This window comes from Fluoribacter dumoffii NY 23, assembly GCF_000236165.1.
Taxonomy (GTDB): domain Bacteria; phylum Pseudomonadota; class Gammaproteobacteria; order Legionellales; family Legionellaceae; genus Legionella; species Legionella dumoffii.
The window spans coordinates 1341655-1361313 of the sequence record NZ_CM001373.1 but is presented as its reverse complement, the minus strand read 5'-3'; the positions used below and the strand labels follow the sequence as shown (position 1 = coordinate 1361313).

The window sequence follows — 19659 nt, the reverse complement described above, 5'->3', positions numbered from 1 at the left end:
ATAGAATAAAAAACCAAAAAAAACCAACTGAGTAAATAGACTTTTTAACCCCGGAAATTTGGGCTTATCCGGGGCGCTCTTTCTAGGGAGAGCGAGTAGGGGTATGGTGATGGTGATGCTGCTCATGTTGATGCTGATGTTGATGTTGATGTTGATATGGATTATGTCCATGATGGTGTGGCGTAAAGAAAGCATTAGGGTGAGGGAAATGTCCTGGAGTCCTAACCACTGCAATAGGAGGGTGGTATTGGTTTGTGGTTTGGTGACCATGTTGATTGGAGTTCGAATTTCCGTGTGTGTTGTTCATTTTATTTTCATCCTTACTCAATAAAGAATCGCATTTTTTTATGAAACATCCGATGATAATCAATAGCTAAGTGTACATTTTAAATATCATCTAAACGCATTATAAGCAGATGGTTTCTAATATGTATATGCTTTTTGTAACATTAAAACTAATTGAAGAAGGTTGCCTTCCACTTGTGTTGTAGAAGGCAATTTCAGATACATTAAAAAATTAAGGACAATAAATTGTATCAATAACTTCATCCAAATCTGCGTTAGTTGGGTCTTTCAAATCAAAATTGCCATGGAATTCTTCACCAGCTGTACTTATATAATGCTTTTCAAAGAAACGTGACCGTATGGCATGTTGTCTCCTCAGAACGAGAGAGGGTGTTATCTCATCGGCCTCAGGTAATTGAAGTAATGGATTATCAGATAAATCAGCCGTGTTTGTGTTCCCTCCGGTAACAAACAACGTTTTTGTTTTTCGATCAAAAAATTTAGTCATGCAAACCTCCATGTAGATGAGTAGTATTCCAAAAAGCCATTCAGTTGAACTTCTAGTGCAAACCAAGCTCAATTAACTTTTCTACACGAACCCAATAATCTCGTCAACTGGATTTAGTGGAATGTATATTGGAGTTTAAGCGATTGGTATTCACGACTTTGTATTTTAATTGTACAATACCGCTGCCGATATTTTTTGTATCCAGAAGTTGCAGCTCGACATCATTTTCCAGTTCACCAAACAAAGAACGGCCGGAACCAATTAATAGGGGAATTAAAGTAATGGTCAATTCATTAATGAGCTCTGCGGCAAGGAATTGTTGAATGGTAATTCCTCCATCAATGTAAAGATGCTTCATCCCCTTTTTTTCAAGGCGTTTAACAAGTGCGAGCGGTGTTTCAGATGATGAAGAGACATGCTTTTGTAAATGTTCTGGAATGTCTACTGTTTTGCTGCTCATGACGGTAACTGGAAGTGTTCCGTATGGCCACTCATCAAATGATAATACCTGTTCAAAAGAATGCCTCCCCATGATCAATCCATCGACTGTTGAAATAAACGCTTTATAACCTCCATCTTCTCCTTCCGGTACCATTGAATTAGCCTTCATGAGCCAATCAATTGAACCGTCGTCCCGAGAGATAAATCCATCGACACTGGTGGCAATAAATACGGAACATTTGAGGGACATTAGAGATATCCTTATGATCAGTTTTTAAAACAATTAAAGTCAATTTGTTTTAGCGAATGAGGAAGAATATTATAAAAACAACGCTTAATATAGAAAGTAAGAAATTAATTTTTTGTCGCGTTAACAGTTTTAAAAGAGTATAAAGAATTATACCTCCACCAATTCCATCCGCAATGGAGGCAGTAAATGGAATCATCATGATGGTGACCATACAGGGTGCAATTTCACTGATATCTTGCAGTTTCATGTCAGTGAGATGTTTCATCATACAACATGCCACATAAAGAAGGGCAGGTCCTACAGCAAAATTAGGAATCATACGAGCTAAAGGCGAAAAAAATAGCGTTAGAATAAAACCAAGGGCAATGACTATCGCCGTAATACCCCCACGACCACCGGCTTCAATTCCTGCTGCAGACTCAATATAAGGCGAGGTACTTGCAGAGCCTAATAATCCTGCTACAGCAGAAGCTGCTGCATCCGCTGTTAAACAATTGCTAAGACGTTTAGCATAATTTTTTTCTTGTTTGAATACCGATGGATTCAATAATCCAATCAAGGTTCCTGTTGCATCAAATACGGCAATTAGGAAAAAGGTGAATATTGCTTTTATGGCAAGAACAGTATTTAGGCCAGAAAAATCAAGTTTTAAAAAAGTGGCTTGCATGGAAGGGGGCATGGAAACTAAACCTTGCCAGGTTGATAAACCCATCAATAAACTTAAAGCCGTAATCGACAGAATCCCGATGATGATAGCCCCTGGGATTTGATAATAATCAAGGGTAAGGATAAGAAGGAAACCTAATAAAAATAACCCGCTTTCTGGCCGCGTAATTTCACCAAGACGCATCAGATTGTGATGGTCTGCAATAATAATTTGATTATTTTGCAAGGTGATTAACGCAATTAACAGACTAATTCCTATTAAAATTGCAATTTGCAAATTATAAGGAATGGCTTCAATTAAAAGACGTCGCAAACTGGTGAGCGAGATGAGAAAGAAGAGGACGCCAGAAAGAAAAACAATAGCTAAAGCTTGTTCCCAATGGATTCCCATCCCTTGTACAACGGTATAAGAAAAGAAAATATTTAAAGCCATTCCTGGGGCAATACCAATAGGGGTATTAGCGATTAGACCCGCCAGCAAACAGGCAAAGGCGGTAATAAGACAGGTTGCAGTGAAAACCGCCCCCTGATCCATGCCGGCATCATGAAGAATGCTTGGATTGATGAAGGCTATATATACCATCGTTAAAAAAGTTGTGATTCCAGCAATGATTTCAGTTTTCAAAGTGGTATCTTTAAGAAAATAGGATTGTAACCGCTGAATCATCTGTTTTTTCACCTATTTAGTTTATTGGGATGGACCAATTGTTGCTGCCGGTGGTGTTAGTGTAAGTGACTTCTATCCAACATAGCAAATACAGAATTTAAAAATATCTAAAAGTGAGGGTATTTAATTGAGTGAAAAAGGAAATTAAATTCATTTTAAAAAAATTATTTTTTATTCTTGTGTAAAGAGAATATGTTTTGCATCGAGGATGTTTGTATTTCAGATTGGGAGCAATTTTTTGATCATACGATAGTTTGTTAATTGGGTTCCGCGCAATTGTTTAGTTTGCATGGCTACTGAAATATACCCATGGCGCTCAAAAAAAGGCTTAGCAGTGATGCTGACGTCTGAAAAAAGTTCTGTAATTCCTAAATCTAGGGCTTTATGTTCGCGACATTCTAATAAAGCGTTACCAATTCCCTGATTTTGAAAATCTTTATGGACATATCCTCGGTTAAGGTAGCCATTTTCTTCCAGGTCTGCAAATCCAATAATTTTCCCGGTCACTGAATCAACAGCCACAAAGCTATAGTTTTTAGTAAGAGATTTTCTCCATTCCCTTAAATCAGGATTTTTAGGCGCCCATACATCAAGTTGCCTCTTGGTGTAATCTCTACAATTCACAAAGTGGACGGTATCATAAAACAGCTGATAGATTTCCGCTTCCTCGCCTGGTTTAAAAGTTCTAATATAAAATGGGTGTTTAGTCATTTTGTAAGGTCTTTGAGTAAAAGTAAGTATCTTTTATCTTCGCTATAAACTGTAGGTCGAAATCCGGCTTTTTCATAGCAGCGAATGGCTTGATAATTGTTTATTGCAGGATCCACGAGAATGCCACGAATGTCAGGTGGGAGTTTTCTTATAAATGCATCCAGTATTTGTTTTCCCAATCCTATACCCCGGTTGCCTCTGGAAGCAATAAAGAGATCAATGCCTGCTAATTCATGGGATTGATAATTGCAAAATAAGGAGTTGTTGCTATTTAGTATGCCTTCTGGAAAATGATCCTTTAACTCATAGTATTGAATAAAACCGATAGGCAAATTATCCTTATACACAATAAAGCTTGGTACTTTGTCTTTACCTGAAACTCTTGGATAATATTTATTCCTAATGTCCTCAAGTGACCAATGTTTTCTTCCTGCATACCATTGATTTATAAATGGTTCCTTGAACCAACGATACAATAAAATAAAATCCTGTTCGCTTAATGGCTTAAAGACTAGGGTGTTAAGTTGATTCATTTTAGCCACGGTTACTTTAGTTCTAGAATCAGAGGGTTTCAAAGGAATAACGATTAAACTTGCACTTTAGGCGCTGAAGTTTGTATCTGGTTTTGAGGTGTACAGATGGTGGCTATGGGTGGACTCGAACCACCGACCTCAGCATTATGAGTGCCGCGCTCTAACCGGCTGAGCTACATAGCCACAAGTTGCGTGATTTTGTCGTTTTAATGAGAAGATGTCAAGCCTGTTAGTCTTTTTTTTTCAGGGATTTTATGTTTTAGGGATTTTTCAAGCTGCACCAGCTCCTTTTAGTCAGATTTCTGAATCATAAGTGGTGTAAATGCCTCAGTTTTTTCTTTTGCAGACTCCAATAATTCGTGTTCAGCTGATTTCCAAAATTTCCATGTGCCTTTATTTTTATAGGAGAGATAAAATCCTAGTCCCAGAAATATTGTTGTTAAGGCATAACCAATAATCTTTAATAATCGCTTACCCTCTGAATCGTTATCTGCGGTGAATGTGTCAACAAAAGTTTTATCGTTCACCTTTTGAGAAAACTGGTTAAGCCTGCTAAATGCGTTTAAGGATGGATTATTTAATGAATCTCTTGCACTCTGTGCAAAATTGAATTTATCTACAAGTAATTGCAATTCCGATACATCATGGGACCCCTTGTTTTCTATTATGATTTTTGAGGGTTTGGGAGTGCCATCCTTATTATTACTGACAGCAAAGCCTTCATATTCATAACCAAGAGTAACCCCTCTTGGTAAACCCATAGAGATAAGTGCTTTTAGTTTTTGTGTTTGGTAGTTTTCGAATTCAAAATCTATGGATTTGATTAACCATTCTAATTTTGTCAGAAGCTTTTCTCTTTTATGTTTGATTGATGAGGATTGAGTGGCATACCAGTTCTCAAAAAAATCACAATTCATGTGGTTTTTTATAACTGAGGCCAAATTGGGATTAGACTTCAGGATATTAAATAAAGGTTCTGAATTACCGGTCAATAAACAATTCATTTTGCTAAATTCCCCCGTTTTTAGTATCGAAGACCCAACTATGGCTATACGAAAAGCTTTCAACCAGTCTACTTCATTGATAGCAACCGGATTGCTGGTTCCTAGGGCTTCATGTAATTGATTTGAAAATTCTTTCATACCAGGATAGGTACGAGCCCAGGAGGAAAACATTTTATTATTTAAGAAAGGTGCAGCAAAAAAATCAGCGTTTATATACATAAAGCAAATAATTTTTTCCAACTCGGTTTTCGTATCATTGCGCATCTTAATAACCTGGGAAGTTGAGGGCTGTAGATTAATGATAGCTAATTATAATGAGTTTGAAATTAAGGAAATTATATTGAGTCAGTACTTTGAGATAGGGGAGAACCTGGGGGGCCGCTGGCCGCCCAGGTTAGGATTTGAATTTTAAATGATTAATAAATACATAGCGCCTGGTCCTCGTAGCACTTGAACCAGTAGTTCTTTTTTCTTCTGCTGAGCAACTTGTTGTAATGATTTAACGTCTTTAACAGGAGTTTTATTCGCAGAGATAATAATATCTCCTGGTCTTAAACCTGCACGCCATCCCGCACTTGTTTCTGAGGCGCCTACAACCTGGATACCGACGACATTTCCATGCGGTGGAGTTTCTTGCTCAAAGTTCCTTAAAGCCAGTCCATAAAGGAAGGGGTTCTCGGATTGAAGCTTTTGTTCATGAGATTTAATGTCGGTTACTACTGCATCGAGAGTGATTGTTTTACCATCACGCTGAACAACCAGTTTAACATTAGATCCTACTCGTAAAAGGCTGATGGTTGTTTTGACCTGAGTTGCTTGCGTGATTTTTGTATTGTTAATTTGGGTAATAATATCCCCTGATTTTAAACCAGCTCGTTCAGCAGGAGAGTTTGGATTAACTTGTGATACTAACGCTCCCTGGAGGTCTTCTGGATAACCTAGAGATTGAGCAAGTTCAGGAGTTAAATGTTGAACAAATATACCCATCAATCCGCGATGAATTGAACCGAATTTGATGATTTGTTGGGCAACATCTTTGGCCATATTGATAGGTATAGCAAAACCTATTCCCACGTTACCCCCATAAGGAGAAAGAATCGCAGTATTTATTCCGATCAATTCGCCTTTGGTATTGACCAATGCCCCACCAGAATTTCCTGGGTTTATTGCTGCATCCGTTTGGATAAAGTTTTCTACCCCTTCGATATTTAAATCACTGCGCTTTAACGCACTCACAATACCAAAAGTTGCAGACTGGCTGTTACCAAAACTGTTTAAACCAAAAGGATTACCAATAGCCACAACAAAGTCACCGACTTGCAATTGATCTGAATCACCTATAGGGAGTGATTTCAGGTTAGTGGCGTTAATTTTTAATATGGCCAAATCAGTTTCACTATCACTGCCGATCAGTTTTGCTTTTAAACGACGGCCATCTTGCAAAGTAATAGTGACAAGATTTGCATTGCGGATTACGTGATCATTAGTAATGATAATTCCATTTTTCGCATCCAAAATAACACCAGAACCGATGCTTTCAAATTTACGTCCTTTTTCCGGGGCGGTGTGATGAGGTTGTTTGTTGTTTTGGGCCTCATCCTCGTTTCCAGCAGAACCGGGAGAAGTCGCGTTAGCTGGCAAATAGCCTTGTACTGCAACATTTACAATCGCAGGCATAATGTTCTTTAAAGCTGGAGCCAGGCTGGGTATGGGGGTTGTTGTTGCTTCATTAGCCGCGTAAGTGTAAGAGGCGGTTACAAGAAGCAGGGTACTTATAATGAATTTGATATATTTTATCATATTATTAGTCCTGAGGTTGATCATTAAACCAGATTAAGGTAGCTATTCTACCTGTTTGTGCCGTTCTTCGATAGGAATACAACTCATTTTTTAACTCAAAAGTACATAAACCAGACTGATATACTCCTTTTATGCCTTTTGCAGCCAAAATAATTTCAGCGATTAAAGGTAAATTAGCCAACCATTTCCCATTAACCGGTTTGAATCCTTGTTTACTTAAAGGATAAGTATGGGTAAATGTTTGATATACCTCTTCACCCACTTCATAACAATTTTGACAAATGGATGGTCCTATCCAGGCCAATACGTCAGTTGGTGAACTTTCCATTTTCTCAAGTGTATTTTCGATAATCCCATGCGCTAACCCTTTCCATCCTGCATGGACTGCTGCGACTTCGGTGCCTTGCACATTACAGAGCATAATGGGCAGACAATCCGCAGTAAGAATTACCAAAGGGTGATTTTTGGAGCGGGATATAGCGGCATCCGCATTTCTATCGGGATCTTCTTCTACAATAACACAATGAGTACTATGTGTCTGAGTTAACCATTGTGGCTCCCCGGGCAAATTCAATAATTCCCTAAGTTGTTGCCTGTTTTGCAGCACATGGTGTTCATTATCGCCTACATGCAAGCCCATGTTATTGCTGTCATATGGAGCTTGGCTATACCCAAATAGACGAGTTGTACTCAAGGCGGTGATATTTTTTGGTGCGGGCCAATTTGCTAGGTTATTCTTCATAATGCTCATCCAATGTGTTAAGAAGAAGTTGGAAATCATCCGGTATCGGTGCGATAAATCTCAACTCATCTCCAGTTCTGGGATGATGAAATCCGAGCGTGCGGGCATGCAGTGCTTGCCTTTTAAAGTTTTGGAGTAGGGCACGTAATTGTTCTGTTGCATGGGCAGGAAAGCGCATACGCCCTCCATAAAGGGGGTCGCCCACAACTGGATGATTAATGTAAGCTAAATGGACTCTGATTTGGTGCGTCCGTCCAGTCATAAGATTGATATCCAGTAGAGTAAAATCTTGGAACTGTTTTTTTACTGAATAATGGGTTATTGCTTGCCGGCCCTGTTCTTGTACGGCCATTTTCAAGCGATTTCGAGGATGCCTTCCAAATCCTGTATCAATCGTACCCCCTGAAATGATATGTCCTTGTACCAGAGTAATATAATGGCGTTGAATTTCCCGTGCCTGCATTTGACGGATCAAAGAAGTATGTGCAGTTAAAGTTTTTGCTACCACTAACAGACCAGTAGTATCTTTATCCAATCGATGAATAATGCCTGCCCTGGGTAGATGCTGTAAGGAAGGTTCATGATGTAATAAGGCATTGACCAAGGTATGTTCTTTATTTCCCGCGCCAGGATGAACGACCATATTGGCGGGTTTATTGAGAACTAAAACATCCTCATCTTCATAAGCAATAGTTAAAGGGATTTCTTCTGGTAAACACTGATGAAAATCCTTGTCCCTCTCTATACAAGGGAAATCGACATTAATTTCAATCAGATCTCCATCCAGAGTTTTATCTTTAGGTTTACAGGATTTTTGATTCAGTGTAATTGTACCACTTTTAATCCAATTGCTGATTTGTGAACGCGAATAATCAGGGAGTAAATGCGCGAGCACACTATCAATACGTTGATTGTGATACTCGCGTGGAACAGTTATTGTTTTATGAATATGCTCTATCATTAAATTGTTGCGGTCTCAACTTCAATGAGACGCCCTCGTAATGAATTAGGCAATGCATCATTAATCTGAACATCGACAAATTGGCCTATTAAATGAGCTGGACCATCAAAATTTACTACCCGGTTGCATTCAGTACGACCAGAAAGCTGTTGGGAATCTTTTTTAGAATGGCCCGTAACCAGAATTTTTTGCGTACTTCCAACCATAGATTGGCTGTAACGGGAAGCTTGCAGCACAAGTCTGTTTTGTAATATCTGCAGCCTTTGTTTTTTCACTTCTAGAGGGGTGTCATCTAGCAAGTTGGCTGCTGGGGTACCAGGTCTTGGACTGTAGATAAAACTAAAGGAGGTATCAAATCCTATTTCATGAACCAAGTCCATTGTATCCTGAAAATCTTTATCTGTTTCCCCGGGGAAACCTACAATAATATCTGTGGATAAACGGATGTCTGGACGCACTTTGCGCAATTTTCTGATTTTTGATTTGAATTCCAGTGCGGTATAACCCCTTTTCATTAAACCTAAAATGCGATCAGAACCACTTTGCACTGGCAAGTGAAGATGGTTCGCCAATTCAGGTACTTCTGCGTAAGCATTAATTAAATTATCTGAGAAAGCCAAAGGATGTGACGTTGTAAAACGAATTCTGCCTATACCCTCTATTGCAGCAAGATAATGAATCAGAAGGGCCAGGTCAGCGATATCACCATTCTCCATAACGCCACGGTAATCATTCACATTTTGCCCTAATAAATTGATTTCCCTTACTCCTTGTGTTGCTAATTGATAACATTCGGCAAGGACGTCATCAAAAGGACGGCTAATTTCCGTTCCACGGGTATAGGGGACAACGCAGAAACTGCAATATTTACTGCAACCTTCCATAATCGAGACAAATGCAGTTGGACCCTCTGCTCTTGGTGTCGGTAAATGATCAAACTTTTCAATTTCAGGGAAACTGATATCAACAACCGGTTTTTTCTTTGCAATTCTTTCATTCAGTAATGTTGGAAGCCGGTGCAATGTTTGTGGACCAAAAACGATATCCACAAAAGGAGCCCGTTTAATGATATCCTCGCCTTCCTGGCTTGCAACGCACCCGCCCACACCAATTACAACATGAGGGTTTTTCGCTTTATATTCCCGCCATTGTCCTAGTTGGGAAAAAACCTTCTCCTGAGCTTTTTCACGAATAGAACATGTGTTGAGCAATATTACATCTGCTTCTTCCACATTGTCGGTTTTAACCAGACCATGGGATTGCAGCAAAACTTCTGCCATTTTAGTTGAATCGTATTCATTCATCTGGCAGCCGTTGGTTTTGATGTATAGTTTCTTAGCCATATCAAATCTACTTTAAAAATGTGCAGCCGGTATGTATTGTCATCTGTGTGCAGCGAGCGGAGCGAAACAAGAAAGTTTCAAGATCCGCTGTGTTACACCCAGACTAACAAACAAGCACTCAGGCCGCTGTATCCAGGAAGTTTCGTATTATTTCATTAATGTACACTTTGGCAATAAGTTTCTTTAATTTTGGGTAAAATAATTAAGGCAATAAGCATTCCTAATGGAAGAATGGCAAGTCCGGTGTGGTATGCTTCCAGGGGATATACCCGAACATTCCCGTTTAGCTCTCCTTTCCACATTATGTCAAGGATATAGCCGATGAGCGGTTGCGCCAATGCAATGCCAATCATGTTCATCATGTTCATGAAACTTAAGCCTGTAGCAACATATTTTCTATTACATAGTTCTTTAGCCACAGTAAACGCAGGTAAAAATCCCGCGGAAAAAATCCCAAATGCAAACAATAAAATTTCCATATATATTGCCGTAGTAATGGGAGCAAAAATGAATAACAAAGAGCATAAGAGTGCACCAATGCATCCAATGTACATAGGCGGCTTTCTTAAACCAATTCGGTTTGAAAATATTCCCCATAAAGGACTTGCAATCGCCCACCCGATGAACACCAGGGAGATATAATTTGCCGCAGTGGTTTTGGTTATCATCATTTTATTCATTAAAAAGGGTACCCCCCAAAGGCCACAAAAAACTGGGGTAGCCATATACATGAGACCCCCATAACAAGCTACTAACCACAGCTGTTTGTTTTTCACCAGGGCAAGAAAACTGGGGATGAGACGTTCTTCTTCAAGAACTTGCGGATGTGTTTTTTCATGATTTTGAGGGGTATCTTTAGCGATGACGATAAGCAACACAGAGAGAATGAGGCCAATAAACCCCATTATAAGCATACTGTGGCGCCAACCAAAGCTGTCGATCAATAATGCTAAAGGCGCTTCCCCTCCAATTGCACCTAGCATCCCTAATGTCACCATAAGCCCCGTCAGTAAAGCAAAACGTTGCGCGGGGAACCAGTTTGCAGCGAGTTTCATTGTACCTACTGCCGCAAATGCAGAACCAAACCCTATCATCAAGCGGGCAACACAGGCCATAAAGAAATTGTCAGTCATCCCAAAAGCAATCGTACTTACAGCACAAACAACCGTCGCAAGGGTTAGCAATCGGTGCGGGCCAAAATAGTCCATTAGCACACCACCAGGTAATTGCATTGCCGCATAAGAATAAAAATAAACGCCGGATAGAATACCTAATGTCTGGCTGGTAACTGAAAAATCCCTCATTAATTCATTACTCATAACACTTGGGGACACTTGTAAAAGACATTCGTAAAAATAAAATAAGCAACCCAAACCCCATACCATCCAAGGCATAATCGATTGTATCCCATAAGTAACTACTGAATCGGACCGCGTATTGTAATGTGCCATGCTTTTATAATTCTCCAAATTCATCACGATGAAATTGATTCTGTAAATACTACTTCAGTCATAAAGGAGGGCTTAAGATTTCCCTGGCTAAACGCTTCCAGACGTCTTCAATCGAAAAAGAGGTCTGGAATTTAGTCTTTTTGCCTCGCGTTTTTTCTGAACATAGCGCACCTAAAATTCGCTTTGTGAGTATCGAAGTATTATTTTGAATAAAAACTGAAAATAACTTGCAGGTTAGGTTGATAACAACCAACATCACTTGTAGCAGTTTTTAAAATCACAAAGTCAACAGGCAACGTTATCACACAAATATATAAATTTCACCATATAAAATATTAACAGGTTGACTATAATTTGTCTATTGTTCATTGGGATCATCAGGAGAATCAATTACCACTCGGGTACCTTTCATGCCGTCACCCGGCAAGTCAATAAACTCTTCATTAAGCCAACGGGCATCTTCAATAAACATCCTGACACAACCATGGCTTGCTCTAAATCCTGGTACCTCATAACTCCCATGCAATGCATAACCTCTAAAAAAATGCATGCAATAAGGCATTAACGCACCGCCGTCATTACCATCTGATCTTCTGGGAAACACGGTAGATACGCAGTCTATATCCTGTTTTCGTACCACGCGAAATGAACCGGAAGGCGTACTGCAACCACCTATTACACCCGGACACTTCCCAATTCCTGAAGAAATTGGTCCCCACCACAGTAATTCACCATCTTGGTCATAGGCCGCCCAAGCGAGTTTCTTCTGACTTACATAAATTGTTTTTTCCCCTTGGGAATCAATATATCTTGGAAAAGGGGAAACATCATAAATCGTGAGGCGATCAATGTTTTTGGGTACGGCTATAGTCATGCCTGGACGTAACGCAATGTTCATACGATTAATTCGGCGTACCATATCGCGTTCCTCAGCATTGGGGAATAGCTTTTCCCAGGTTTCGCCCTGCTTGGTTTTCATGCAAAAATAATCCGGTGAATTACATAAAGTTTCCCCATACCTTATGTGGGCAAAGGTCAATTGACTGATTGTTATTAAAGCAATTGAGATTGTTATTGATTTTATTCTTTTCATAATGATCTCAATTTGGTCCATTGTAATTTCTATAGCGGCAGTTTTTAAAATAACTTTAAAATGAATACATTGATTAGAAAAGAATGGAAAGGATGATAAGGGCGCGAGGAAAGCAGACTTCAAAATTATTCTTTAATCTTATTGAGACAAATCCTCGTAAAATTTTCGATAGATTGAATTTAAGTTCAATGACCAAACAATTATACGAGGATTTGGATCTTAAACCATTATCCTAAAAAAGGTTGAATGGCATAATGTCTCATAATTTCTTCTGCTCTGATTCCATAGGTACCGGAAGCACCAGGAACACCTACAGTAGTTAGAGAACCATTATTGGTGTCAAAAACCGGTGCTGTGGCTGCACCTATACCCCAGGATGTAGCAGATGCGGTAACTGCTGAGCTTGGGTTGCCAGTTCCAGTGACAATCAGGGCGAGGTTGCCATAAGTTGTCGTTGGCGGTGTATAGGTTATAGGACCAGTTGCAGTGGTTGCAGGAACTGTTGTTGTACTTACATTGTCATAAACTATTGTTGAAATAGTTCCAATTGTTGTTTTAAGAGGGGTGATTGCTACGGAACTAATACCAGTACAAGAAGTTGAGCTATGGGTATTGGAAGCAGACCATTTGACAGTTACTGTACCGTTATAAGCAACGGTTGCAGTAGTGGAGCAGGGTCCAGTACTGTCTGATACTACTACAGATATCGCGGAGGCTGTGCTTCCAGCGTTGCCTGAAGTAGCATCGACATTGCTCAGGCCATTAATTATAACGAGTTGTCCACTTGTAGCACCAGCTGCAAAAGCAGAACTTGATGCGAATAAAGCAATTACAAGAGTAGATTTTACGAATGTATATTTTAATTGTTCCATGTTTAATCTTCTTCCTTAGATTTATGTTTAAACAACACGGCGTGGAATACACTGCAACCACTCGGTAAAGTCTAGCATAAAATTGCAAACCTGCAGTATTTTTTGAAGGTTTTTAGAATAAAGTTTTGCAGTATTTAATATGTGTTAAAACCCTTATCAGAGGTGATGCCAAACTGATTTTTATTAAGTACTTAATAAGAACTTCTCACTCAATAAAAATGCTTTTTTGAATGTTTTGTAGCCTGAAGAATTCGAGTATTTCTGAAAACATCCTGGCTACAATTTTGGTTAAAAAAATTAGGAAGAATGTGAGGAGTCCGAGTCGGAATGGTTGGGGCCTACTTTTTGCCATGCTTCATGCAATTGTGCAAGGAGTAAATTGGATTGGGCCAACAATTCTTTGTCATTATTAAGATTGGCCTTTAGCAACAAAAATTCTATATGTCCGTATAATTGGAGCAGGTTTTGGGCTATCTCGCCTCCTTGTTCGTGGTTTAAGCTGGTTTTTAAACCTTCAATGATGCTTAAGGCTTTACTGATATGTTCTCCCTTTTCCTGAATTTCTTTACGTTCAATATTGCCCTGGGCAGTGGCAATATGAGTCCTGGCCCCTTGCAGCAGCAAATGAATTAATTCGTGGGGAGAGGCTGCATCAATACGAGTTTGTAGCTCAATTGTTTTGTATTGATTTATTATTTGTTGGTAGGGCTTTTTCATGAATCATGCTCCAATTATTTGGTTTTCAATTTGGGTAAGTTTGACAAGATTTGGGTGAGTGTATTACTGGTGTTTTGCATTTGTGCAATTAACAAATCTACTGCATTCCATTGTTTATAATATCTTTTTTCCAGGGCAACACTTCGATCATTAATTTGCTCTTGCATTTCATCCAATTGTTTTGCTTGAGTATTCAAACGGTCTATTCTCTCTTCAATTTCACCATCGTCATCCATTAAAGAACCCAAATAATCATCGATTAAAGAAGCTAACCCGTCACTCACGATGATTTGACCTCTGGCTCCTACCAGGCCTGAAAGTACATCTATCGATAAGCTACTGAAGTCACCCGTGCCGTTTAGGGTAATCCCATCTGTGGAGTTCGCAAGAATGCCGCCTATAGTTCCTGACATACTTACCCCAGGAGTGTATTCGCTTAATATGACATCATATGCTCCTGAAGCGACCTCCGTGTCTAATGAATTAATTTTAATGTTTGGATCTGTAGCGCTAATTTTTTTTGCAAATAAGTTAGCAATATACGGATAATTGTTATCAATTACCTTTTCCAGCATTTCTGAGTCAATTTCCAATAAACCATGTTTGTCAGAGGTAATTCCAAGGTCAGCAAGGCTTTGGATGGGACCCGTAGCGGTTAAAGGGCTAGTCGCCAAATTATACAGATTTGTTTTTAACTCTCTGAGCTTGTTATCACCTTGTAAAATCCCTTTTTTTCGGGTTTCCATATCGAAACCAGTCAAGTTGGTAAGAAATTTCATAAAATCATTGTATTTTTTTACGAAATCATTGATTAAACCCTTAACGTGATCGACATCTTTTTTTACTGTTAAAGTAATTGTTTTACTTGGATCAGCCTGTTGTACATCGAGGTTAATTCCTGCTAATGCATTTTCAATCTGATTGCTGCTTTCATTGAGCACTAAGCCGTTAATTTTTACTAAACAGTTTTGCGCAGCCATTGTTTGGGTTAATGCAGTATTGTTTGTTGTAGGATCATAATTCAGGGACGTTAAGCTTCCCGTAATTTGCATTGCGTAGTTTTCACCTGTTTCGGTTGAGGTTAGGGTTAATCTTGAGCCAAGGCTATCTTGTACAATTGATGCAGTAACGCCTCCATTAGCAGCATTAATTGCATCCCGCACTGCTGTAAGGCTGTCATTTCCCGCGTTAATGTTAAGTGTTAAGGGCGAAACGGCTGCATTGGGCGTGAACGTAGTATTACTGTTACTGTAGGTCCCAAAATTAATAGTAATACTACCGCTGCCTACTGAAGTGCTGCTGTTAGCGAAATAACCACTGGCAAGGCTTTGTGATTGAGCAAGTTGCTGGACTTGTAATTGATAGATACCTTCATCTGCCTGGCCAGTAAGAGAGGCGGAAATATATCCCGGTTCACTGAGCAGACAATTCATTTTATTGAATTCACTAGCCAAAGACAGGGTGTTTAGTGTGGTTTGAAAAGAGGAAATAGCACTTTTTAATTGTCCAAAAGCAGACAATTCCATAGTCACCGAATTGAGCTTTTTATCATGCTTTAGTTGTAAAGGCATGAGGTCAGCTTTTACCAGACCCTCAACCATTCCTTTAATATCCAAACCTGATCCAATACCCGGAGTTGATAGGCCCATAATCTTCCCTTATCATGGTAATTTCATCAGAAATTACATTTGTCCATAAACTGCATCAAATATGTTTATCTATAGAACCACTAATTATTCCGTCAAGCAAGTGCAGTAAATGCAAATATTCGTCAGAGGGTATTTTGCGGATTATTTTATCCGATATTTTGTCAGTGACTATAGTTTGCAAAAGGCCTGTGGCATGATCAATGGCCTGTTTCGCATCTATATCCAAATTGAGATCCGATGTGGCACACTTCGTCAAAGGCTTTATATTTTTGTCTTTTAGTTTGACGGACTCTGTCTGTAGCAATTTATTGTTTGCTGGAGGAATTGATTCCATAGTCATTTTTAACTCCTTTCCCTTGATTGTTCGAACTCTTTAATCATTGGGATAAAAATAAGCCGAAAAGCGGCAAAAGCCGCATTTCGGTTCTTACATCTTTTTCTATAACTATCCCAACAAGGAAAGAACAGATTGTGGCAAAGCATTTGCTTGAGCCAACATTGCTGTTCCTGCTTGTTGCAGAATTTGGTTTTTAGTTAAATTTGCCATTTCTGCTGCATAATCAGTATCTTGAATACGGCTGCGTGCAGCAGACATATTATCAGATACGTTTTGCAGGTTATTCACAGTTGCATCCAATCGGTTTTGCAAAGCACCCAATGAAGAGCGGTTGGTAGTAATGCGGTCCAGGGCAGAACTAATTCTCAATATAGCTTTTTCTGCGCCGTCTTGGGTAGTAATATCTACTGAATTAACTCCCAGAGTATCCAAGCTTATATTACTTGCCAAACCAATATCAGATGCTGTTCCACCTATGGTAATGGCCTGATCCGCACTAATAGTGATATTTCCTCGTAAAATTGCGTCAAATGAGCCGCCTGTGACGCTCAATCCATTAGTACCTGCGGTAAATCCAGTACCACTTTCCACGACGTCAATATTTCTTCCATCTGCAGCAGTGAGGGTCATGGTACCGCCGTTAAGTTTGGCTACAACACCAGTTTGATCGCTTGCAGCGTTTATTGCTCCCATAAGTGCATCGTTACTTAATGCAGTGGAAACGTCCTGGTTAACAAATACATCCACGCCGTTAATACTCAGGTTGTATGTATTTCCTGCTGCACCACCAATAGCACCCACGGTAGCACTACCAATTGTTGAGGCGGTTACGGTCAAACCAGAAATACCTGCTGCATTGATTGCGGCTGCTTTGGCAAATGCAGAGGTGTTGTCTTGACCATTTGCTGTACCAACATAGTTTGCAGAGGAACTAATATTGACTGCTGCATTGGAGCCCAAAGCAATTGTAATGTCAGTAGCGGCGTTTCCACTTACTTCAGCTCCTTGTTGATAAGCAATATGACCTATATCTGAAGAGGCAATACTGTTTATCGAGAAGGTAATGGTTTCACCCGCGTTGGCACCAATTTGCAGTGAGGCATTAGTATACGAACCATTCAATAGGGTTTGTCCATTGAACTGTGTACTGTAAGCAATATTGTCCATCTCATTCAAAAGATTGTTTACTTCATCTTGCAAAGCTTGGCGGTTTGCTTGGCTGTAGGTTCCGTTTGAAGATTGAAGTGCTAGCTCTCTCATACGTTGCAAGATGTCCGTAGATTCTTGCATCGCACCTTCAGCAACCTGAGCCAGGGAAATACCGTCATTGGCATTTTTTACTGCCTGGTCCATACCGCGAATTTGCGATGTCATGTTTGTAGTAATAGCGAGTCCAGCAGCATCATCTTTCGCACTATTAATTTTTAGGCCAGATGATAATCTCTGAATCGCTGTAGCCATAGCGTCACTGGATTTAGATAAGTTACGCTGAGCAATTAACGATGGTACGTTCGTATTAATAATTTGAGCCATATTTTAGTCTCCTCAGACCTGAATCCCTGGATTGGGACATTTGTGATTCGGCAAATTCCTTTTACCTGCAAATTCACCATACTCGAAAATGTTATCGGACAAAGGACGAAAAACTTTAGGCTTCCGCTTGTTTATTTTAAAAAAAATCAAAAAAATTTTGATTAAAATGAATAGGTTGTATTTTTTGAACAAGATGATTTCAATCTTATAACTATTTCATTTCTTAATTTCAAATACCTGAAATAGTCCCTCTACGACATTCATTGGGGGAGCCTATAGCACTTATTTTTTAATGCCGCAGAGCTGCATTCAGATGACACCAAGAAAAAAATCATTCCTGCTTATGTGGATTTAAGAATATTTTTTTCTGTGTATAATATCATGATTCAATAATACTAGGTTCCAATTATGAGTTGGTTTAAAAAACTATTACCTTCAAGAGTTAGCACTGATTCTTCCCAAAAAAAAGGAGTTCCTGAAGGTTTATGGCTTAAATGTTCAGGATGTAATGAAGTACTTTACAGTACGGAGCTGGAAAGAAACTTAATGGTTTGTCCTTCCTGTAACTTCCATCACAGGATATCGGCTCGTGTTCGCATCAAGCAATTTCTTGATGAGGGGGGCCAAGAAGAGATCGCAGCATCACTAGAACCTCAAGACCGATTAAAATTCAGGGACTCGAAAAAATATAAAGACAGAATCTCTCAGGCACAGAAAGCAACCGGCGAGAAGGAGGCTTTGATTATTGTCAAAGGAACCTTGTTGCAGCAACCTGTAGTTGTTGGCGCCTTTGAATTTAATTTTATGGGAGGCTCCATGGGAGCTACGGTAGGGGAGAAGTTCGTTCGTGCAATTGAAGCGGCAACAAAAGAACAACGACCCTATATCTGTTTTACAGCGAGCGGTGGTGCACGCATGCAGGAAGGCCTTTTTTCATTAATGCAAATGGCCAAAACTTCAGCAGCCTTGGCCAAGTTTGCAGAAATAGGATTACCCTTTATCGTAGTTTTGACAGATCCAACCATGGGAGGGGTTTCAGCAAGTTTTGCAAGCCTTGGTGATGTGATTATTGCTGAACCCAATGCATTAATTGGCTTTGCAGGTCCAAGAGTAATTGAACAAACCGTAAGACAAACCTTACCCGAAGGATTTCAGCGCAGTGAATTTTTGCTGGAACATGGACACATTGACATGATTCTTGAACGAAAAGATATCCGTCCTGTGGTTGCAGAGCTGATATCCAAATTAACGCGCAAAGGTGCAGGGGATTTAGTTGTCAAAGCCGCTTCCTATTAAATTGACGAAGCACGCCTCCTCTTCAGTAGATCTTCAAAAGAGATCTATTGATGAATGGTTACATGATTTAGAAAATAGAAGTATTCAAGAAATACACCTTGGCTTGTCACGCATCATGGAAGTTGCAAAAATGCTAGATTTGCAACTTCCAGCTTGTCCGGTTATCACTGTTGGGGGAACCAATGGAAAAGGCTCGACTGTAACTGCCCTTGAGGCGATTTATCATGGTGCCGGTTACAAGGTAGGAACTTATACTTCACCTCATCTCATTGAGTTTAATGAACGCATCCGCATTAATTTAACCCCTATTTCCGATGAAGATTTATGCCAGGCTTTTAGTGTTATTGAGGAAGCCCGCGGTGAAATTTTCCTCACTTATTTTGAAATGACTACACTAGCGGCATTGTGGTATTTCAAAAAAAACTACCTCGATATCCTAATTCTTGAAGTAGGGTTAGGAGGACGGTTGGATGCTACAAACATTGTAGATGCACAATTATCTATAATTACTACAGTAGATTTCGACCATCAGGATTATTTGGGTACCACCCTTGATGCCATCGGATATGAAAAAGCGGGGATTCTTCGTCCTGGTAAACCCTTTATCTATGCTGACATTAACCCCCCAACTGCAGTCATTGATGCAGCAATGCAGCTGGTTGCCCCCTCATTTTTTTATAATGAGGAATTCTCAATCCATGAACAGGATGCCAGTTGGGATCTTGTTTATAATGAAAAACTTAAGCTTCCTTCAATTTTGGGTTTACCCAAGCCTTCTATACAATTGAAATCGGCTGCTG

The 19659-nt window shown here is 39.6% G+C and carries 20 protein-coding genes and 1 tRNA gene; 2 read left to right on the top strand and 19 right to left on the bottom strand.

What is annotated here, in order from left to right; genetic code table 11:
• Positions 1–82 precede the first annotated feature (82 nt).
• From KYQ_RS19285 to KYQ_RS06110, 19 genes are all read right to left on the bottom strand, one after another.
• Entirely contained in the window at positions 83–307 is a 225-nt protein-coding gene (locus KYQ_RS19285) for a hypothetical protein (RefSeq protein WP_172461311.1), read from the bottom strand.
• A gap of 210 nt (positions 308–517) precedes the next feature.
• Positions 518–793, bottom strand: a complete 276-nt coding sequence (locus KYQ_RS06205; RefSeq protein ID WP_010653430.1) for a hypothetical protein — start codon at positions 791–793, stop codon at positions 518–520.
• A gap of 103 nt (positions 794–896) precedes the next feature.
• Positions 897–1484, bottom strand: coding sequence for a dihydrofolate reductase family protein (locus KYQ_RS06200; RefSeq protein ID WP_010653431.1), 588 nt, complete (start codon positions 1482–1484; stop codon positions 897–899).
• Between the two features lie 49 nt (positions 1485–1533).
• The gene (locus KYQ_RS06195) at positions 1534–2814 is read right to left on the bottom strand and encodes an NCS2 family permease (protein ID WP_115264603.1); all 1281 of its coding nucleotides are present in this window, start codon (positions 2812–2814) and stop codon (positions 1534–1536) included.
• A 222-nt stretch (positions 2815–3036) separates the two neighbouring features.
• Positions 3037–3528 (bottom strand): GNAT family N-acetyltransferase, encoded by a 492-nt coding sequence (locus tag KYQ_RS06190; protein WP_010653433.1) that lies wholly within the window; start codon positions 3526–3528, stop codon positions 3037–3039.
• Entirely contained in the window at positions 3525–4061 is a 537-nt protein-coding gene (locus KYQ_RS06185; RefSeq protein ID WP_010653434.1) for a GNAT family N-acetyltransferase, read from the bottom strand. Before KYQ_RS06185 ends, KYQ_RS06190 begins: the two co-directional genes overlap by 4 nt.
• Positions 4062–4167: 106 nt before the next feature.
• Positions 4168–4244 (bottom strand) — tRNA-Met (locus tag KYQ_RS06180).
• Positions 4245–4351: 107 nt separating this feature from the next.
• Complete coding sequence (locus tag KYQ_RS06175) at positions 4352–5305, bottom strand: hypothetical protein (RefSeq protein WP_231294619.1); 954 nt, start codon at positions 5303–5305, stop codon at positions 4352–4354.
• A gap of 168 nt (positions 5306–5473) precedes the next feature.
• Complete coding sequence (locus KYQ_RS06165) at positions 5474–6865, bottom strand: Do family serine endopeptidase (RefSeq protein WP_010653436.1); 1392 nt, start codon at positions 6863–6865, stop codon at positions 5474–5476.
• A gap of 4 nt (positions 6866–6869) precedes the next feature.
• On the bottom strand, positions 6870–7607 hold the full coding sequence (gene pgeF / locus KYQ_RS06160) for a peptidoglycan editing factor PgeF (RefSeq protein WP_010653437.1): 738 nt from the start codon (positions 7605–7607) through the stop codon (positions 6870–6872).
• On the bottom strand, positions 7597–8568 hold the full coding sequence (rluD, locus tag KYQ_RS06155) for a 23S rRNA pseudouridine(1911/1915/1917) synthase RluD (protein WP_010653438.1): 972 nt from the start codon (positions 8566–8568) through the stop codon (positions 7597–7599). Before rluD ends, pgeF begins: the two co-directional genes overlap by 11 nt.
• Positions 8568–9911: a tRNA (N6-isopentenyl adenosine(37)-C2)-methylthiotransferase MiaB gene (gene miaB, locus KYQ_RS06150; RefSeq protein WP_010653439.1), complete on the bottom strand. Its 1344-nt coding sequence runs from the start codon at positions 9909–9911 to the stop codon at positions 8568–8570. Before miaB ends, rluD begins: the two co-directional genes overlap by 1 nt.
• 155 nt (positions 9912–10066) lie before the next feature.
• Positions 10067–11362 carry an MFS transporter gene (locus tag KYQ_RS06145; RefSeq protein WP_010653440.1) on the bottom strand — a complete coding sequence of 432 codons (1296 nt, stop codon included), beginning with the start codon at positions 11360–11362 and terminating at the stop codon, positions 10067–10069.
• Positions 11363–11720: 358 nt separating this feature from the next.
• The gene (locus tag KYQ_RS06140) at positions 11721–12455 is read right to left on the bottom strand and encodes a L,D-transpeptidase (protein WP_029489004.1); all 735 of its coding nucleotides are present in this window, start codon (positions 12453–12455) and stop codon (positions 11721–11723) included.
• Between the two features lie 227 nt (positions 12456–12682).
• Entirely contained in the window at positions 12683–13327 is a 645-nt protein-coding gene (locus KYQ_RS06130; RefSeq protein ID WP_010653442.1) for a hypothetical protein, read from the bottom strand.
• Positions 13328–13624: 297 nt separating this feature from the next.
• The gene (gene fliS / locus KYQ_RS06125) at positions 13625–14044 is read right to left on the bottom strand and encodes a flagellar export chaperone FliS (RefSeq protein ID WP_010653443.1); all 420 of its coding nucleotides are present in this window, start codon (positions 14042–14044) and stop codon (positions 13625–13627) included.
• Positions 14045–14058: 14 nt separating this feature from the next.
• Complete coding sequence (gene fliD / locus KYQ_RS06120; RefSeq protein WP_010653444.1) at positions 14059–15693, bottom strand: flagellar filament capping protein FliD; 1635 nt, start codon at positions 15691–15693, stop codon at positions 14059–14061.
• Positions 15694–15748: 55 nt separating this feature from the next.
• Positions 15749–16033, bottom strand: a complete 285-nt coding sequence (locus KYQ_RS06115) for a flagellar protein FlaG (protein WP_010653445.1) — start codon at positions 16031–16033, stop codon at positions 15749–15751.
• Positions 16034–16138: 105 nt separating this feature from the next.
• On the bottom strand, positions 16139–17563 hold the full coding sequence (locus tag KYQ_RS06110; protein ID WP_010653446.1) for a flagellin N-terminal helical domain-containing protein: 1425 nt from the start codon (positions 17561–17563) through the stop codon (positions 16139–16141).
• Between the two features lie 408 nt (positions 17564–17971).
• Here KYQ_RS06110 and accD point away from each other — a divergent pair, with 408 nt between their 5' ends.
• Both accD and KYQ_RS19490 read left to right on the top strand, forming a co-directional pair.
• Positions 17972–18859, top strand: coding sequence for an acetyl-CoA carboxylase, carboxyltransferase subunit beta (gene accD / locus KYQ_RS06105; protein WP_010653447.1), 888 nt, complete (start codon positions 17972–17974; stop codon positions 18857–18859).
• A 115-nt stretch (positions 18860–18974) separates the two neighbouring features.
• A partial coding sequence (locus tag KYQ_RS19490) for a bifunctional folylpolyglutamate synthase/dihydrofolate synthase (protein WP_432419137.1) occupies positions 18975–19659 on the top strand: 685 nt, incomplete at its 3' end.

Coding starts and splice junctions, on each gene's coding strand:
- KYQ_RS19285 (WP_172461311.1), bottom strand. CDS start 307: ATGAACAACACACACGGAAATTCGAACTCCAATCAACATGGTCACCAA.
- KYQ_RS06205 (WP_010653430.1), bottom strand. CDS start 793: ATGACTAAATTTTTTGATCGAAAAACAAAAACGTTGTTTGTTACCGGA.
- KYQ_RS06200 (WP_010653431.1), bottom strand. CDS start 1,484: ATGTCCCTCAAATGTTCCGTATTTATTGCCACCAGTGTCGATGGATTT.
- KYQ_RS06190 (WP_010653433.1), bottom strand. CDS start 3,528: ATGACTAAACACCCATTTTATATTAGAACTTTTAAACCAGGCGAGGAA.
- KYQ_RS06185 (WP_010653434.1), bottom strand. CDS start 4,061: ATGAATCAACTTAACACCCTAGTCTTTAAGCCATTAAGCGAACAGGAT.
- KYQ_RS06165 (WP_010653436.1), bottom strand. CDS start 6,865: ATGATAAAATATATCAAATTCATTATAAGTACCCTGCTTCTTGTAACC.
- pgeF (WP_010653437.1), bottom strand. CDS start 7,607: ATGAAGAATAACCTAGCAAATTGGCCCGCACCAAAAAATATCACCGCC.
- rluD (WP_010653438.1), bottom strand. CDS start 8,568: ATGATAGAGCATATTCATAAAACAATAACTGTTCCACGCGAGTATCAC.
- miaB (WP_010653439.1), bottom strand. CDS start 9,911: ATGGCTAAGAAACTATACATCAAAACCAACGGCTGCCAGATGAATGAA.
- KYQ_RS06145 (WP_010653440.1), bottom strand. CDS start 11,362: ATGGCACATTACAATACGCGGTCCGATTCAGTAGTTACTTATGGGATA.
- KYQ_RS06140 (WP_029489004.1), bottom strand. CDS start 12,455: ATGAAAAGAATAAAATCAATAACAATCTCAATTGCTTTAATAACAATC.
- KYQ_RS06130 (WP_010653442.1), bottom strand. CDS start 13,327: ATGGAACAATTAAAATATACATTCGTAAAATCTACTCTTGTAATTGCT.
- fliS (WP_010653443.1), bottom strand. CDS start 14,044: ATGAAAAAGCCCTACCAACAAATAATAAATCAATACAAAACAATTGAG.
- fliD (WP_010653444.1), bottom strand. CDS start 15,693: ATGGGCCTATCAACTCCGGGTATTGGATCAGGTTTGGATATTAAAGGA.
- KYQ_RS06115 (WP_010653445.1), bottom strand. CDS start 16,033: ATGACTATGGAATCAATTCCTCCAGCAAACAATAAATTGCTACAGACA.
- KYQ_RS06110 (WP_010653446.1), bottom strand. CDS start 17,563: ATGGCTCAAATTATTAATACGAACGTACCATCGTTAATTGCTCAGCGT.
- accD (WP_010653447.1), top strand. CDS start 17,972: ATGAGTTGGTTTAAAAAACTATTACCTTCAAGAGTTAGCACTGATTCT.